The organism is Pseudomonas sp. IT-P218 (genome assembly GCF_949767605.1).
In the GTDB taxonomy this organism is placed as follows: domain Bacteria; phylum Pseudomonadota; class Gammaproteobacteria; order Pseudomonadales; family Pseudomonadaceae; genus Aquipseudomonas; species Aquipseudomonas putida_AE.
In genome coordinates this window covers 119,609-137,029 of the sequence record NZ_CATKQQ010000055.1, presented here as the reverse complement: position 1 = coordinate 137,029, position 17,421 = coordinate 119,609, and the positions used below count along the sequence as shown (strand labels likewise).

12 protein-coding genes are annotated in these 17,421 nt (G+C 60.5%); 6 read left to right on the top strand and 6 right to left on the bottom strand.

Going from position 1 to position 17,421, the window contains the following annotated elements:
* Window positions 1-94: 94 nt before the first annotated feature.
* Together ACM6I6_RS23305 and pap are read right to left on the bottom strand one after the other, a co-directional pair.
* Window positions 95-1,279 (bottom strand): thiolase family protein, encoded by a 1,185-nt coding sequence (locus ACM6I6_RS23305; RefSeq protein ID WP_274073010.1) that lies wholly within the window; start codon window positions 1,277-1,279, stop codon window positions 95-97.
* Window positions 1,280-1,384: 105 nt separating this feature from the next.
* Entirely contained in the window at window positions 1,385-2,890 is a 1,506-nt protein-coding gene (gene pap, locus ACM6I6_RS23300; RefSeq protein WP_274073009.1) for a polyphosphate:AMP phosphotransferase, read from the bottom strand.
* A gap of 160 nt (window positions 2,891-3,050) precedes the next feature.
* Between pap and mnmC the strand changes: the two genes are divergently transcribed.
* Window positions 3,051-5,033, top strand: a complete 1,983-nt coding sequence (gene mnmC / locus ACM6I6_RS23295) for a bifunctional tRNA (5-methylaminomethyl-2-thiouridine)(34)-methyltransferase MnmD/FAD-dependent 5-carboxymethylaminomethyl-2-thiouridine(34) oxidoreductase MnmC (protein ID WP_414920777.1) — start codon at window positions 3,051-3,053, stop codon at window positions 5,031-5,033.
* Window positions 5,034-5,038: 5 nt separating this feature from the next.
* On the opposite strand, the gene ACM6I6_RS23290 is transcribed toward mnmC, so the two are convergent.
* Entirely contained in the window at window positions 5,039-9,859 is a 4,821-nt protein-coding gene (locus tag ACM6I6_RS23290; protein ID WP_414920776.1) for an NEL-type E3 ubiquitin ligase domain-containing protein, read from the bottom strand.
* A 295-nt stretch (window positions 9,860-10,154) separates the two neighbouring features.
* Here ACM6I6_RS23290 and ACM6I6_RS23285 point away from each other — a divergent pair, with 295 nt between their 5' ends.
* From ACM6I6_RS23285 to ACM6I6_RS23270, 4 genes are all read left to right on the top strand, one after another.
* Entirely contained in the window at window positions 10,155-11,927 is a 1,773-nt protein-coding gene (locus tag ACM6I6_RS23285; RefSeq protein WP_323626944.1) for an N-acetylglutaminylglutamine amidotransferase, read from the top strand.
* A 3-nt stretch (window positions 11,928-11,930) separates the two neighbouring features.
* Window positions 11,931-13,679 (top strand): N-acetylglutaminylglutamine synthetase, encoded by a 1,749-nt coding sequence (ngg, locus tag ACM6I6_RS23280; RefSeq protein ID WP_414920775.1) that lies wholly within the window; start codon window positions 11,931-11,933, stop codon window positions 13,677-13,679.
* A 155-nt stretch (window positions 13,680-13,834) separates the two neighbouring features.
* On the top strand, window positions 13,835-15,025 hold the full coding sequence (locus ACM6I6_RS23275) for an osmoprotectant NAGGN system M42 family peptidase (protein ID WP_274073004.1): 1,191 nt from the start codon (window positions 13,835-13,837) through the stop codon (window positions 15,023-15,025).
* Window positions 15,026-15,178: 153 nt separating this feature from the next.
* Entirely contained in the window at window positions 15,179-15,406 is a 228-nt protein-coding gene (locus ACM6I6_RS23270) for a YheU family protein (RefSeq protein ID WP_008060849.1), read from the top strand.
* Here ACM6I6_RS23270 and csrA read toward each other — a convergent pair.
* The 3 genes from csrA to ACM6I6_RS23255 all read right to left on the bottom strand — a co-directional run bounded on the left by csrA (window position 15,395) and on the right by ACM6I6_RS23255 (window position 16,955).
* A complete protein-coding gene (gene csrA, locus ACM6I6_RS23265; RefSeq protein ID WP_274073003.1) occupies window positions 15,395-15,586 on the bottom strand; it encodes a carbon storage regulator CsrA in 192 nt (63 codons plus the stop codon). The two genes, ACM6I6_RS23270 and csrA, sit on opposite strands and share 12 nt — an antisense overlap.
* Before the next feature lie 156 nt (window positions 15,587-15,742).
* A complete protein-coding gene (locus tag ACM6I6_RS23260) occupies window positions 15,743-16,075 on the bottom strand; it encodes a YnfA family protein (protein ID WP_274073002.1) in 333 nt (110 codons plus the stop codon).
* A 64-nt stretch (window positions 16,076-16,139) separates the two neighbouring features.
* A complete protein-coding gene (locus ACM6I6_RS23255; RefSeq protein ID WP_274073001.1) occupies window positions 16,140-16,955 on the bottom strand; it encodes an SDR family oxidoreductase in 816 nt (271 codons plus the stop codon).
* Between the two features lie 285 nt (window positions 16,956-17,240).
* Here ACM6I6_RS23255 and ACM6I6_RS23250 point away from each other — a divergent pair, with 285 nt between their 5' ends.
* Window positions 17,241-17,393: a DUF3309 family protein gene (locus tag ACM6I6_RS23250; RefSeq protein WP_179056895.1), complete on the top strand. Its 153-nt coding sequence runs from the start codon at window positions 17,241-17,243 to the stop codon at window positions 17,391-17,393.
* The last annotated feature ends 28 nt before the right edge of the window (window positions 17,394-17,421 follow it).

Sequence of the window (17,421 nt, the reverse complement as noted above, 5' to 3'; positions counted from 1 at the left end):
GCCCGCCCTCACAGGGATCTATGTGACGCTGATCCAGTGTGGGAGCGGGCTTGCTCGCGAAAACTATCTGACAATCAATACAAATCCTGAAGACCTAACGCACAGCCTCAAACAACCCCGTAGCCCCCATCCCGCCCCCCACGCACATGGTGACGATGCCGTAACGCAGGTTGCGTCGCTGCAACTCGCGAACGATGTGCCCGACCTGGCGCGAACCGGTCATGCCGAACGGGTGGCCGATGGAGATCGAGCCGCCATTGACGTTGTACCGCTCGTTGTCGATCTCCAGCCGGTTACGCGCGTACAGGCATTGCGAGGCGAAGGCTTCGTTGAGTTCCCACAAATCGATATCGTTGATGTGCAAGCCCTTGGCCTTGAGCAGTTTCGGCACCGAGAACACCGGGCCGATGCCCATCTCGTCCGGTTCGCAGCCCGCCACGGTGAATCCGCGGAAGAACGCTTTGGGCTTCAAGCCCAGCGCCAGGGCTTTTTCCAGGCTCATCACCAGGGTCATGGAGGCGCCATCGGACAACTGCGACGAGTTACCGGCGGTGACCGAGCCACCCTCGGCAAACACCGGCTTCAATCCGGCCAGGCTTTGCAAGGTGGTCTCGGGACGGTTGCAGTCGTCGTGATCGACGACGCCCTCGAGTATCTGCACCTGGCCGGTGGCCTTGTCTTCCACCCGGTACTTCACCGCCATCGGCACGATTTCATCGTCGAACAATCCGGCGGCCTGTGCCTGGGCAGTGCGCTGCTGGCTTTGCAGGGCGTACAGGTCCTGTTCTTCGCGGCTGACGTCGTATCGACGCGCGACGATTTCGGCGGTCTGGCCCATCGGGAAGTAGATCCCCGGCACCTGCTCCTTGAGCAGCGGATTGATCAGGTGATCGGTGTTGATGCTTTTCATCGTCAGGCTGATGGACTCGACGCCACCGGCGACGATGATGTCGCTGCAACCGGAGGCGATCTGGTTGGCGGCAATGGCGATCGCCTGCAGGCCCGAGGAGCAGAAGCGGTTGAGGGTCATGCCGGCAACGCCGATGCCCAGTCGCGATAACACCGCGACGTTGCGCCCGATGTTATAGCCCTGGGAGCCTTCGTTGGAGCCGGCACCGACAATGCAGTCCTCGACGCTGGCCGGGTCGATGCCGGTGCGCGCCAGCAAGGCGTCGACACAATGCGCCGCCATGTCGTCGGGACGGGTCATGTTGAACTTGCCGCGAAAGGATTTGGCCAGGCCGGTCCGCACGCTGTCGACGATCACCACTTCACGCATGGCATACCTCATTGTTGTTGTCGGTTGAGAGTGGACCGAGCATAAGCCCACTCAATTACCGACCGCGACAATCATTCACCCCGCGTATGCGTAACCATCGCCTGACTATTTGCCCTTGCGCTTGCCCGACTTTTCGAACGCCTCTTCCAGGGCGTGGTTGATGGTGCGCAACACCTTGACCCGCGCCCAGCGTTTGTCATTGGCCTCCACCAGGGTCCAGGGCGAGATCTCCGTGCTGGTGCGGTCGACCATGTCACCGACAGCGGTGCGATAGTCGTCCCACTTGTCGCGGTTGCGCCAATCGTCCTCGGTGATCTTGAAGCGTTTGAACGGAATATTTTCGCGCTCCTGGAAGCGCTCCAGTTGAGTCTGTTTGTCGATGGACAGCCAGAACTTCACCACGATCACCCCGGCGTCGGTCAGCTGTTCCTCAAAGTCGTTGATTTCGCTATAGGCGCGCAGCCAGTCCGCCGGGGTGCAGAATCCCTCGATACGTTCCACCAGCACCCGGCCATACCAGGAGCGGTCGAACATGGTGAATTTGCCCCGCGCGGGCACATGCCGCCAAAAACGCCAGAGATACGGCTGCGCCCGCTCCTCTTCGGTGGGCGCGGCAATCGGCACGATGTTGTACTGGCGCGGGTCCAGGGCAGCGGCAACCCGGCGAATCGCCCCACCCTTGCCTGCCGCGTCATTGCCTTCGAACACAGCAATCAGTGCGTGGCGGCGCATGCGTTTGTCGCGCATCAAACCGGAAAACCTGGCCTGCTCGGTGATCAGTTGCTCTTCATAATCGTCCTTGGCCAGATGCAAGGTGAGGTCGAGGCTGTCCAGCAGGTTCAATTGATCGACACTGGGGAACACGGGGGCCGCGTTGACTTTTTCCGGGCGGATTTTCGGTCGTTTCAGGGCGCCCTGCAGGCCTTCGAGCAGAATCTTCCCCACCACCAGGCTGCGATAATGCGCATCCATGCCCGCGATCACATGCCACGGCGCATAGTCGCGACTGGTGCGCCGCAAGACGCGCTCACCGTATTTCACAAAGCGGTCGTAGGTTTCGGACTGCTGCCAGTCCAGCGGGCTGATGCGCCAGCTGTGCAGCGGGTCGTCGGCCAACGCCTTGAGGCGTGCCTTCATTTGCTTCTTGGACAGGTGGAACCAGAACTTGAAGATCAGCGCGCCTTCGTCGCAGAGCATTTTTTCCAGGCGTTCGGCGGCGTTGATACTTTGATCGAGCCTTGGGTCCTTGATCACGCCGTGGACCCGGGCCTGCAGCATCTGGCTGTACCAGTTGCCGAAAAAGATGCCCATGCGACCCCGGGCCGGGAGCATCCGCCAGTAGCGCCAGGCCGGTGGCCGCGCCAGTTCTTCGTCGGTTTGCTGATCGAAGGTGCGCACCTCGATCAGGCGCGGGTCCATCCATTCGTTGAGCAATTTCACCGTCTCACCCTTGCCGGCGCCTTCGATGCCATTGATCAGGATGATCACCGGAAACCGGCCCTGCTGGCGCAGTTCGAATTGCGCGTCGAGCAAGGCTTCACGCAAGGCCGGGACCTCGGCGTCGTAGGTTTCTTTGTCGATGGCGTGATCGATTTCAGCGGATTCGAACATGGGCAGCTCCCTGGCAGATGTGAGCAAGACTAGTGGATTGACCTCTCCTGCGGGGGAGAAATCCCATTTTCATCGCCGGGGCCGTTGCCGGCCTTGCCATGGATCAAGCACCCCGGCCGCGATCGGATAGAATGTGCGCCTTGCCGTGACCGAGCCTGCCATGAAACCTGCAATGCCCCACGCCCAGATCGACTGGGACGACCAAGGCCTCCCGCGCTCGCGGGTGTTCGACGATGTGTATTTTTCCGACCTGTCGGGGCTGGATGAAACCCGCTACGTGTTCCTCGAACAGAACGCCTTGCGTGAACGCTTTGCCGCGTTGCCGGTGGGCGGGCGACTGGTGATTGGCGAGACCGGTTTCGGCACCGGATTGAATTTCCTCTGTGCCTGGCAGTTGTTCGAACAGCATGCGCAGGCCGGTGCGCGATTGCATTTTGTCAGTGTCGAGAAATACCCGCTGAGCCTGCCCGACCTGCAACGAGCGCTGGCGTTATGGCCCGAACTCAAGCCGTTCGCCGATCAACTGCTGGCGCAATACCGGGCGATCCACCCGGGTTTCCAGCGCCTGGTCCTGGATAACGGCCGCGTCACGCTCACCTTGCTGATCGGCGATGCCCTGGAGCAACTGCCGCAACTGGACGCGCAGATCGACGCCTGGTTTCTCGACGGCTTCGCCCCGGCGAAAAACCCCGACATGTGGACCGCCGAACTGTTTGCCGAACTGGCCCGTCTGGCGGCACCCGGTTCGACCATCAGCACCTTCACCAGTACCGGCTGGGTGCGCCGGCTACTCAATGCCGCGGGCTTCAAGATGAAACGTACGCCAGGCATTGGCCACAAATGGGAAATCCTGCGCGGTACGTTTCTCGGCTGGCCCGAAGAAGTCCCGATGCCCCCTGTAACCAAACCCTGGTTCGCGCGCCCGACACCGGCAACCGGCGAACGCCGCGCCCTGGTGATCGGCGCCGGGCTGGCCGGTTGTGCGACGGCCGCGAGCCTGGCGGCTCGCGGCTGGCAGGTGAGTCTGCTGGAGCGTCACGCCGGGCTGGCGCAGGAAGCCTCGGGCAATCCCCAGGGCGTGCTGTACCTCAAGCTTTCCGCCCATGGCACCGCGTTGTCGCAATTGATCGTCAGTGGATTTGGTTACACCCGGCGCTTGCTAGAGCATTTGCAACGGGGCGTCGACTGGGACGATTGCGGGGTGTTGCAGCTGGCCTTCAATGCCAAGGAAGCCGAGCGTCAGGCGCAATTGGCCATAGCGTTTCCCGAAGGCTTGCTGCATGTACTCGATCAAACCCACGCCGAAGCTCGTGCTGGTATCGCGCTGCCATCGGGGGGCCTGTTCTACCCCGAAGGCGGTTGGGTGCATCCACCCGCGTTGTGCCAATGGCAGGCAACGCAATCGAACATAGAGCTGCTGAGCCATCACGATGTGCTGGAGCTGCGCCGTGTGGACGGCGGCTGGCAAGCCTGGGATGGCGACAGGCTGCTGGCCGACGCCCCCACCGTGGTGCTGGCCGGCGCTGCCGAGATCAAGCGATTCACCTACAGCCGCGAATTGCCGCTCAAGCGCATTCGCGGACAAATCACCCGCCTGCCGCAAACCCCTGCAAGCCAGTCACTGAGTACCGTGGTGTGCGCTGAAGGTTATGTCGCGCCAGCACGCCTGGGCGAACATACCCTGGGGGCGAGTTTCGATTTCAACAACGACGACCTGACCCCAACCACTGCCGAACATCTGGGCAACTTGCAGATGCTCGAAGAAATTTCCCTGGATCTGGTCGCCCGGCTCGGCGCACAGGCCTTGCAGGTGGATGAGCTTGAAGGTCGCGCAGCGTTTCGCTGCACCAGCCCGGATTACTTGCCGATTGTCGGCCCATTGGCCGACAGCCAGGCCTTCGCCGACGCCTACAGCGTATTGAGCAAGGATGCCCGGCAAACCCCGGACATCCCCTGCCCCTGGCTGGATGGCTTGTACGTCAACAGCGGCCACGGTTCGCGAGGGCTGATCACCGCGCCATTGTCAGGCGAATTGATCGCCGCCTGGCTGGATGACGAACCGCTGCCGCTGCCCAGGGCCGTGGCCGAGGCCTGCCATCCCAACCGTTTCGCATTGCGGCGCTTGATACGCGGCAAGGCCTGAGGCGTTCAATCCAGGGCAAAACAAGTCTCTGACTCGACGGCCTTCATGGCCGCCTCGGTCAGGCGCTTCAACAGCTTGCTCTCCTCTGTCTTCATGTTAGCGACGATGCCGTCGACCGTGGCGAGATAGTCCGCGCCAAACTCCTTCTCGCTATCAATGGCCGCCTGCATTTGCTCTTGAAAAGGCGCGGCCACATCAGTGAAGTCCTTGCCATGATGCTGTCGCAAAAAGTCACTCCAAAACGTGCGGCCCTGTATGTAAGTCGATAATTCGGGGGATGTTTCGGCGGTGATGACCTTGCTGTAGGCGGTTTCCAGGTCCTTGGCTGTAACGCCGCTATTGGACGCATAGCGCATGTGCCGGGGCTGACCGAAAATGTCGAGCCTGTCTGCCAGTCCGGTGCGATAGGCCAACTCCACTTCCAGCGGTTCGAGGTCGGGACGGGGCCGGGCATGTTCCCGGGCGAGCCTGGTCAGGTAATCCAGGCGGAACAAGCGGCGCCCAAGACTCAACAGCCGAGCCGCCTGATCATGGGCATTGGCGGACTGGCGAACCACCGTATCGATATTCACGGCCACCTCAAGGTTACTGAAGATCGTGGCCGCCGCATCAGCGCAATTGGCTCTCACTGCCATCGCCAGCAATTGGTCGCGCAACGCCGAATCAGTCTGGATCGCATCAATGACACTCCACACCCGACGGGTCATGTCTTCGTGGACAAAGCGGTTATCTGCGCTGCCACCCAGTTCTGCCAGCAGTTCAAAGAATCCATTCGCGCCGGGTTCGTTCGTCAGCGCCAGCCATTGACGATTACGACGGGTATAGGTCTCTTCAGAATTTTCTGGCAGCCACAGGTCTCTAGCCCTTTGTTCACTGATCACCACGGCTTTATCGTCCAGCAACCCCATCCCGACCCCCCTATTGTTGCGATAGGTTTCCAGCAGCGTACGGCTTGTCTCGGATATCGGGTTATCACGCAGATTGATCGCTTCGGCGAAACGCCGAGGGACCTGGAACAGCCAGGCGGGCAATTCCATTATCTGATTACCACGCAGGTCGAGGAAATTCAGATACGGCAAACGGTTAAGACCGACGGGCAGTTCCGTGGCATGGGTATCGCGCAGGAACAGGTCTCTGAGATCCAGCATCTTGCTGACATCGATGGTGGCACCCAACCGATTGCCGCTGAGCCCCAAGGTACGCAATGTGCGCATGTCGGCCAGTTTGCGCAACGTGTGCTCGGTAAGCGCTATCCCATTACCGTCCAGCCTCAAATGTTGAAGGTTAGGCATGTGTGACAGCACTTCAGGCAATCGTGTGAGTAGATTGCGGTCCAGTTCCAGGCTGACAAGGCCTTTGAAGGGCTTGAGAAAATACTCCAGTTCATCGCCGGCCTGCATGTCCATGATGGAAAGGCTGCGCACATGGGCGACATCGTCCTCGGTCAGGGTCGGTAATGGGCCCACCGGGTTGCGAATCAGCGTGAGCGAGGTGAAGGGGTCATGTGGCGGCCAGCCTGCAGGCGTTATCCGGCGCCAGCAGTTCTCGATGGTCATGGCCACCTGACGACGGTTGACCCGGATAACATCAAGTTGCCCCCCAAGTGACTTCATTTGCATTTCATCGTCACGCCAGTCGTGCAGCACCTGGCGCAGTTTCTTCAATTGCTGTTCCAGAACCCTGATTCGATTTCCCCGCTGCATCTGCGTACTGCCGGCCGCGTCCAGGAACGCCAAGACCTGGATCTCGGTGAACAGCGGATAGAGCTTTTTGACTTTACGAATCATGCCTCTTGCATAAGCACTGGCAGCGGGAGGATCGGCCTGGACACAGGCAGACAGGTGTTCCGGTGTTTCATTGCGCTCACCCCGCAGCAGCCGCCCGGTGTGCGCCGGGTCAGCCGTGGCGGCCCTCGACAGGCGTGATCGCAGTGTCGGGAAATCCAGGGTATCGCTGCCAGTCAAGCCCATGGCGGAGCGTTGTGAAGCAGGCAGTGCATCCAGTATCGACTGCAGCAGCGTTTCGCTCGTCAGCGTGGAGACCACATTGCCAGTGCCTTGGATGACCTGATAGCCGGTGGGTATCTTGACGATCACTCCACACGACTTCGCCTCTGCCTTGCCCACGCTGTCGAGCAAGGTGCCGGTTGTCGATCCCTGTCGCACTTCGAGTCGAACGTCGCCATTCCAGCCTTGCACCCGGTTCATCAGTCCGAGCGCCAGTTTGTCGGTATCGGCATTGGCCAGTGGCGGCAGATGCAGCCCCGTGAGTGCACGGTCCTGCCTGATCATGGCCTGGGCCTCACGAACCTGCCGGGCGAGGTCGACGCCAGCTATCTTGCGATCACCCAGAAAACTTCGATCCCTGCCAGAGGCGTTTTCCAGCAACTCCTGACCCACTCGGACGGGAAGGTCAGCGGCGTGTTCGCGCAGTGTCGCGACGTCGCCGGTAGCGCTGCCGTCCCAGGTTTTATACAGCCACTTGAACAGCGACTGACGATCGCCCTCGAGGCTTGTCGCGATCTTCTTTGCCAACAGATGCGAGTCCGATTCAGTCGATGCTTTACCGACGATGTTTTCCACTTCGTTCGGATAGAGGCCTTTGATAACGGTATCGAGCAGTTGCCCCGAATCCAGTTGTTTCTGACTGACTTGCACGCTGTTGACGTCGTCGTCCTGTGGTGCAGTCTCGGGGAAGCGGGACACGACCCCGCCTTGTTCGTTGCGCACTTCGATGAAGCGTTCCTTCGGCCAGCCGGGCAGCCTCGGCAGCGTATGCAATTGCTCCTGGATGAAGTCCGTATTCGAGGTCTCTCCCCGCGCCATCGCTGCGACCAGCCTGGTAATGCGCCGCTCGATCCTGAAACGCTGGACACAGTCATACAGCCGCTGCGGTAACTTGAGGTTGCTTTCATGCAAAGGGTGCAAATTTTCAGGGGTTATGTCGGTGATTTCGGCAATCGCTTCCAGATCACTGCCCAAATCACTCAGGTGCTGATCCGTGCGTTCCAATGCGTAAGCACCATCGCGCCACTCGTGCGCGTGCTCATGGACATGCCGCCAGCCACCGTGCACGTTGCGCAGGGCGGCAGGCTGGTAGGCATCCGTGCGCGCCGGGTGGTTGATGATCCATGCCGAGTCCGCAGCATTGCGGGTCACGCCATAGGGTGCTCCATCCATGACGATCGACGTCTGCCCGGCATGCCGGTAAAGCCCTTGCGAATCCGCTTGCACGTCGGCTGGCAGTGTCGTGGTCCGTTTATAGGGTTCGAGGTCGGGCTTCCATAACCTTGCCTTGCCATCCGTGCGCGTGACGGCCTCGAAACCGTCGAAGAATGCCACTTGCTCTTTCACGCCTTTGACGGCTGACGTGATCACTTTGCCGCCCGCTGCGAATGCCGCCATCTGCCCGAGGTTTTCCACGACGTTGAGCAAATGCGACAACGCCTGTTTTCGCTCACCGTGTGTCCAATCCTGCACACCTTCGAACACCTCGCTGACGATATCGACTGCAGCCGCCGCCAGCATCAGATGACCGATCACCGGGACGAAAAACGAGAATGCGGTCAATAGCACAAGACCCGCACCCTCCAATACCTGATAGGTTTTTTCCCTTTGTTGTGCATCGACGTCTTCGGTCGGGACAGCAAGGATTCGTGTGTCTTCTTCAATCTTGCTGACAAACGAACTGAAGAAAAAATCGGCAAGGCAGGTGTCGGCGGGTGTGGCAGTCAGCGTTCCCAGGTTCTTGTCCTTGTCGAACCCGGTAAAAAAACCGGTCCTGTCATGGCCGTGCAGGTATTGCCCACCGAAAAACTTCCTATAGCTTTTGCTTTGCAGATGAAGGGTGAGGTAGCTCTCGAATTCCTCCCGCGAGGCGTATTCAAACAGCGGTCGACGCGGTTCGTTCGGCATGTAGACCACGCACCTGGCCTTCGCGTCGGTCTCGATGGAGACCTTGCTGAACACCAGGACTCCACACATGCAGGCGTCATGAATTCTCAGCCCTTGCCAACGCACCGGTGCGCCATCCAACAGGGCGTCCTTGGTTTGAGCCGCCGGGACATCCTGCTCAAGCACACTCAGCAGCATCGTATAAACGGCGTGGGTAATGTCCTTTTTCAGGTAGGCCATGTGCACCGCGACCTGCATGTCCAGCGCTTTCAGCCGCCGGATGTCCGCGGTACCCGCCCGATCATCGATGGGCGCATCGTCTGCAGGCTTGGCCGGCAAGGCCAGGGCTTCAGTGATGTGACGTTGATAGCGGGCACCGAGATCGAGCTCACGACAGAGCGTTGCGAATTTTTCAGCGGTGACTTCAGTTCCTGATTGAGCCTTTGCATCGATTCGAATCACCGCGCCCTTCAGAACGCCGCCGCTCGTTGCTTCCCCAAAGGTGAAGTTTTCCATGGCCGCCTGGAGCAGGCTGCGTGAAAGGGTTTTTTCTTCAATCAGGCGACAGAACGGGGCCAGCCCCATTGCTTCGCAGATTTTTTTTTCGATTTCCAGGGTGTCCCGCTCGACGTCGACCTCGATCGCCCATTTTTCTTTCAAGAGGTCAGTCAGTTGCTCTTTGCAGAACTCGTTCAGCGGCTTGAGTTGTTCAAGCGCCGTCGCCGCCTTGCCTTGGGCTGGAAACGACTGCTCGAATGCAGCGTTCAACGCCTGCACCACTGGCAGATCCGCAATGGCCAACCATGGCGGAATCGACGCTTGCAGGGCTTCAGCCTTGTCCAGGTCGCCTGTGTGCTCCACTAGAGCCTCGAGACGTTCTGCGGGGGTCAAGGGGACTGCCGCGGGGGCGGCCTTGGGTGTTGTGGCTGGCATGAGCAATATCCTTATTGCATGGGGAGACCCTCAGTTTATGAAGCTCAATGGGCAATTGATAATTCGAAAAGCGGAACGAATCTGGCACCGTCCTAACAGCTTCTCCTATGCATCCCAGCATTAATTACCACCCTGGCACTGCACACTTGTGTACCCCCGGCATTAGCCAGTACACGCCTGCTTATAACCCATCGTTCTAAAACTCCCACTACCGAGACGGGTCAGTTTCTGAGTACCCGTCGTTTTGGCGCGGTATCGATTGCCCCTCCCCAACGGAAAAACCGGTAAGGAATTTATGTGCGGATTAGCTGGCGAGTTACGTTTTGACAATCAACCTGCAGACCTTGCAGCCATTGAGCGAATCACCCATCACCTGGCACCTCGAGGCCCCGACGCCTGGGGTTTTCACAGCCAGGGGCCGATTGCCCTGGGCCATCGCCGCCTGAAAATCATGGACCTGTCGGACGGTTCGGCGCAGCCGATGATCGACAATCAACTGGGACTGTCCCTGGCCTTCAACGGCGCGATCTACAACTTCCCGGAACTGCGCAGCGAACTTGAAAGCCTGGGTTATGCCTTCTATTCCGGCGGTGACACCGAAGTGCTGCTCAAGGGTTTCCATGCCTGGGGCGAAGCACTGCTGCCGAAACTCAACGGCATGTTTGCCTTCGCCATCTGGGAGCGCGACAGCCAACGCCTGTTCATCGCCCGCGACCGCCTCGGCGTCAAGCCGCTGTACCTGTCGCGCACCGGCCAGCGCCTGCGTTTTGCCTCGGCGTTGCCGGCGTTGCTCAAGGGCGGCGACATCAACCCGATCCTCGATCCGGTGGCGCTCAATCATTACCTGAATTTCCATGCCGTGGTCCCGGCGCCGCGCACCTTGCTGGCCGGCATCGAAAAACTGCCGCCGGCGACCTGGATGCGCATTGAAGCGGATGGCCGTACCGAGCAGAAAACCTGGTGGACCCTGCCCTATGGCCCACACGACGATGAGAAAAATCTGACACTTGAGGACTGGCGTGACCGCGTGCTCGACAGTACGCGCGAGGCGGTAGCCATCCGCCAACGTGCCGCAGTCGATGTCGGCGTGCTGCTGTCCGGCGGAGTCGATTCGAGCCTGCTGGTCGGGCTGTTGCGGGAGGTCGGCGTGGAAAACCTGTCGACCTTCTCCATCGGTTTCCAGGATGCCGGTGGCGAGCGCGGCGACGAGTTCCAGTACTCGGACCTGATCGCCAAGCACTACGGCACCCAGCACCACCAACTGCGCATCGACGAAAGCGAGATCATCGAACAACTGCCCGCCGCGTTCCGTGCCATGAGCGAGCCGATGGTCAGCCACGACTGCATCGCCTTTTACCTGTTGTCCAGGGAAGTGGCCAAGCATTGCAAAGTGGTGCAAAGCGGCCAGGGTGCCGACGAACTGTTTGCCGGTTATCACTGGTATCCCCAGGTCGACGGCGCCAGCGATCCGTACGCGGCCTATCGCGAAGCGTTTTTCGACCGCAGCTACGACGACTACGCCGCCACCGTGCAACCGAAATGGCTGACGGCCAATGACGCTGCCGGCGACTTCGTGAAGGAACATTTCGCACAGCCCGGTGCCGACGCCGCGGTGGACAAGGCCCTGCGCCTGGACAGCACGGTGATGCTGGTGGACGACCCGGTCAAGCGCGTCGACAACATGACCATGGCCTGGGGCCTGGAAGCGCGCACGCCGTTTCTCGACTATCGCCTGGTGGAATTGTCGGCCCGGGTGCCCGGCAAATTCAAACTGCCCGACGGCGGCAAGCAAGTCCTCAAGGAAGCGGCGCGCCTGGTGATTCCCAGTGAAGTGATCGACCGCAAGAAGGGTTACTTTCCGGTACCCGGCCTCAAGCACTTGCAGGGCGACACGCTGAACTGGGTGCGCGAACTGCTGCTCGATCCAAGCCAGGATCGCGGCCTGTTCAAACCCGCGATGCTCGACCGCCTGCTGACGGACCCACAAGGTCAACTGACGCCGTTGCGCGGCTCCAAGCTGTGGCAACTGGCGGCCCTGAACCTGTGGCTCAGCGAACAAGGAATCTGACCGATGAAACCTCACGCCACGGCTTTCAGCCAGCGCCTGTTGCGCGGTCAGGCGCCCTCCTACGAACGCTTGCAGGCGCGCCTGGCCGAAGACGGCAGCGCACTGGGAGCCGAGCCGATTGCCGTGCATTGCGGCTGGGGCCGCTTGCTGATCGGCCATACCTTCGCCGATGCCGCCAGCCTCGCCCGGGAGTTGCTCAACGAGCAGCCGGGCGAACGGGATATCGCCCTCTACGTCGCCGCGCCCCAGCAAGTGCTGGGCCTGGAGCCGACGCAACTGTTCCTCGATCCGTCCGACACCTTGCGCCTGTGGTTCAGCGATTACCGTCAGGCCACCCGGGTGTTTCGCGGTTTTCGCATCCGCCGCGCCCAGAGCGATGCCGACTGGAATGCGATCAATCAGCTTTACCACGCACGGGGCATGCTGCCGATCGATGCCAGCCTGCTGACCCCCAGGCACCTGGGGGGTCCGGTGTACTGGCTGGCGGAAGACGAGGACAGCGGCGCGGTCATCGGCAGCGTCATGGGCCTCAATCATCACAAGGCCTTCAACGATCCGGAAAACGGTAGCAGCCTGTGGTGCCTGGCGGTCGATCCGTGCTGTTCACGGCCCGGCGTCGGCGAGGTGCTGGTGCGGCATCTGATTGAACATTTCATGAGTCGCGGGCTGAGTTACCTTGACCTGTCCGTGCTGCACGACAATCGCCAGGCGAAAAACCTGTACGCCAAGCTCGGCTTTCGCAACCTCTCGACGTTCGCCATCAAGCGCAAGAACGGCATCAACCAGTCGCTGTTTCTCGGCCCGGGTCCTGAAGCGAATTTCAATCCGTATGCGCGGATCATCGTCGAAGAAGCACATCGTCGCGGCATTGATGTCCAGGTCGACGATGCCGAAGCCGGCCTGTTCACCCTCAGCCATGGTGGCCGCCGGGTACGCTGTCGCGAGTCCCTCAGCGACCTGACCAGCGCCATCAGCATGAGCCTGTGCCAGGACAAGAGCCTGACCCATAAAGTGCTCACGGCCGCCGGCCTGAACCTGCCGGCGCAGCAACTGGCAGGTAACGCCGATGACAACCTGGCGTTTCTCGACGAACACCATCGGGTGGTGGTCAAACCGCTGGACGGTGAACAGGGACAAGGGGTGGCGGTAGATCTACAGGCCATCGAAGAGGTCCAGCAAGCCATCGAAGCGGCACGCCAGTTCGACACGCGAGTGCTACTGGAAAGCTTTCACGAAGGCCTCGACCTGCGGATCCTGGTGATCGGCTTTGAAGTGGTGGCCGCGGCGATTCGTCGGCCGGCCGAGGTGGTGGGCGATGGCCAGCACTCCATCGGCGCGCTGATCGAAGCCCAGAGTCGGCGGCGGCAGGCGGCCACGGGCGGCGAAAGCAAGATCCCGCTGGATCATGAGACCGAACGCACCGTTCACGCCGCGGGTTATGACTTCGACAGCATTCTGCCCGCGGGCGAGCATCTGTTCGTACGTCGTACAGCGAATCTTCACACAGGCGGGATTCTCGAAGACGTCACCGCGATCCTGCATCCCACGCTGGTGGACGCCGCGGTGCGCGCGGCGCGGGCACTGGATATTCCCATGGTTGGCCTCGACCTGATGGTGTCTGCCGCCGATCAACCGCAGTACGTGTTCATCGAAGCCAACGAGCGCGCCGGGCTGGCCAATCATGAACCGCAGCCGACGGCCGAGCGGTTTGTCGATCTGTTGTTTCCGCACAGTCAGCCGGCTGTTTCTTAATTGTGGTGGCTGGACGGCCGCCTTCGCTGGCAAGCCAGCTCCTACAAGGTTTTGTGTTTGACCTGTAGGAGCTGGCTTGCCAGGGAAGACGGCCTGACAGGCCACAAAAAACCTTCATCGAAACCATCGATGGCCTCAACTCATCAGGAGTTTCCATGACCCGCCAATACCCGGAACCAGACCTGACCTATTTGCAAAAAGTCCTGCTGGAAATGCTCGCCATTCCCAGCCCCACCGGCTTCACCGACACCATCGTGCGCTATGTCGCCGAGCGGCTTGAAGAACTGGGCATCCCCTTCGAGATGACCCGCCGCGGCACCATCCGCGCCACCCTCAAGGGCAAGAAAAACAGCCCGGACCGAGCCGTTTCCGCCCACCTGGACACCATTGGCGCCGCCGTGCGCGCCATCAAGGACAACGGCCGCCTGACGCTGGCCCCCGTGGGCTGCTGGTCCAGTCGCTTTGCCGAAGGCAGCCGCGTGAGCCTGTTTACCGACAATGGCGTGATCCGTGGCAGCGTATTGCCGCTGATGGCCTCCGGGCACGCGTTCAACACCGCCGTGGATGAAATGCCGATCAGCTGGGATCACATCGAGTTGCGCCTGGATGCCTATTGCGCGACCCGCGCCGATTGCGATTCCCTGGGCATCAGCGTCGGCGATTTCGTCGCCTTCGACCCGTTGCCGGAGTTCACCGAAAGCGGCCACATCAGCGCCCGTCACCTGGACGACAAGGCCGGTGTCGCGGCATTGCTGGCAGCCTTGAAAGCCATCGTAGACAGTGGCGAAGAGCTGGCGATCGATTGTCATCCGCTGTTCACCATCACCGAGGAAACCGGCAGTGGCGCAGCGGCGGCATTACCCTGGGACGTCAGTGAATTCGTCGGCATCGACATCGCGCCCGTCGCGCCCGGCCAGCACTCCAGCGAACACGCGGTGAGCATCGCGATGCAGGATTCCGGCGGGCCGTACGACTATCACCTGTCGCGGCACCTGCTGCGCCTGGCCAGCGACAACGAACTGCCGGTACGCCGCGACCTGTTCCGCTACTACTTCAGCGACGCTCACTCGGCGGTCACTGCCGGCCATGACATCCGCACCGCCCTGCTCGCCTTCGGCTGCGATGCCACCCACGGCTACGAACGCACCCACATCGACAGTCTCGCTGCCCTCAGTCGCCTGCTCGGTGCCTACATCCTCAGCCCGCCGGTGTTCGCCAGCGACGCACAGCCGGCCCAGGGTTCGCTGGACCGGTTCAGTCACCAGATCGAACATGAAACGCAGATGGAAAGCGATACGCGGGTGCCGTCGGTGGATAGCCTGGTGGGCCAACGCAACAACAGCTAAGGAAACACAATCCTGTAGGAGCTGCCGCAGGCTGCGATCTCTTGATCTTGTTTGTAAAAATCAAAGTCAAAAGATCGCAGCCTGCGGCAGCTCCTACTGGTGATACGTTCATAACCACCGTAGCATCGCGCCATTGATTTGACCGAGGTGCCCATGCTTATTCCCCACGACCAACTTGAAGTCGACACCCTGACCCGCCTGATCGAAGACTTCGTGACCCGCGACGGCACCGACAATGGCGATGACACGCCGCTGGAAACCCGTGTCTTGCGGGTTCGCCAGGCCTTGATCAAGGGCCAGGCCCTGATTGTCTTCGATCCGGAAAGCGAGCAATGCCAGCTGATGCTCAAGCATGACGTGCCCAAGCACCTATTCGACTGATTTCCTGTTCCGCGCCAGCTTGCGCTGGATTCGCTCGTAGATCTCGGTACGGTGCACGCTGACATCGTGCGGGGCTTCGATGCCGAAGCGCACATTGCCGCCATTGACGGCGATGATGCGCACCGAAATGGTGTCGCCGATGGAAATCAATTCGCCGACTACGCGACTCAGTACAAGCATGGCTGTGGTCCTTCAGAGTTATCGGACCTTGAAGATGCCCGGCGCACCGCGGGCCTACAAGGCAGCCGCGGTAATCCAGACCAAACCTACAAGCACAGGCCTACCTTGCTGAAGGAAATGTCTGACACACCACTTCTATCAAGCAAGGCCGATTCGTCAGGAGGCCGAGAAGCGCGGGCCGAACAGGATGATGCTTGCGCCGATCACGCACAGCGCCACGCCGAGCCAGTCGGAGCCCAGCGGACGAATCCGCTCGACCACCGCCAGCCAGCCAATCGAAGCAATGATGTAGATACCGCCGTAGGCGGCATAGGCGCGGCCTGCATAAGTCGCTTCTATTCGCGTCAGCAACAGCGCGAACAACGTCAGGCTGAGCAGCGCCGGCAGCACCCACCAGACGCTTTTACCCTGGCGCAACCACATCCAGAAGGCAAAGCAACCGGCGATTTCGAACAGTGCCGCGAGGAAAAACCACAGGTAATTGAGCATGGGAAGGTCTCGCGAGGATGGCCGATGGCGGCCACCCTAACGAGGCTGTTGCAGGCGGGCAAGTTCAGCTTGCGGATTGTTTGGCCTTGGCGCGCATCTTGTCGGCCATCAGGGTCATTTCGTTGTACAGCAGTTGCGGGTTCTTCTGCTTCAGCGCCCAGGCCTGGCGGCCCTGTTCGTGGGGCAGGATCATGAATTCGCCAGCGGCGACTTGCTGGTAGATATAGTCGGCGATATCGGCGGCACTGATGGGCGAGCTTTCCAGCAACTTGCCAACCTGGGCTTTCATGGCCGGGGTCGGGCCGCGGAAGGAGTCCAGCAGATTGGTCTGGAAGAACGATGGGCACACCACATGCACGCCGACTTCCTGATGCGCGAGTTCGATCAGCAGGCTTTCGGACAACGCCACCACGCCGGCCTTGGCCACGTTGTAGTTGCTCATGGCCGGGCCTTGCATCAACGCCGCCATCGACGCGATGTTGATGATCTTGCCCTTGCTCTTCTCCAGCAACGGCAGGAAGGCCTTGCAACCCTTGACCACGCCCATGAGGTTGATTGCGATCTGCCAGTCCCAGTCCTCCAGGGACAGCTCGCTGAAGAACCCGCCCGAGGCCACGCCCGCGTTGTTGACGATGACGTCGATGCCCCCCAGCTTGACTTCGCATGCCTGGGCGAAGGCGGTCAGTTGACTGTAGTCACGCACATCACAGCGCTGGATGAAGCCATCGCCACCGGCTTCGCGCACCAGCTTCAGGGTTTCCTGCAAACCCGTTTCGCTGACATCCGACAAGGCCAGCTGCCAGCCTTCGCGCGCCCAGCGCAGCGCGATTTCGCGACCCAGGCCGGAGCCTGCGCCAGTGATCATCATGCGATTTTGCATAGCAAACAGCCTTGTTGTTCTGGGGAAGATGCGTCGAGTGTAGCGAAGGCTGTAGGCCGACCCACGCTCTATCAGATTGCTGAATGCCCCAAGCAAACCACGAACGCGGCGCACCAACTAACTTAACAGCAGACGGAATAGGCAATAGTTCTAAAAACCGCAAAAAAACTTGGAATTTTCTGCCTTGCGTCGCGGTCGGATTTTTTAAGCAGCTCGAATTAATGACATTCCCGCTGACTGATAACGGCTAAGTCATTCCTGAACACTTACAGCAAGGAAACAGACATGGGCACAATTCTTCTGATCATTCTGATCCTGTTACTGATCGGTGGTCTACCGGTCTTCCCGCACTCCAGAAGTTGGGGTTATGGCCCGTCCGGTATCATCGGCGTGGTGTTGGTGGTGATACTGATCCTGGTGTTGCTCGGCAAGATATGAAGTTTTGACCGATAAAAAAAGAGGCCCT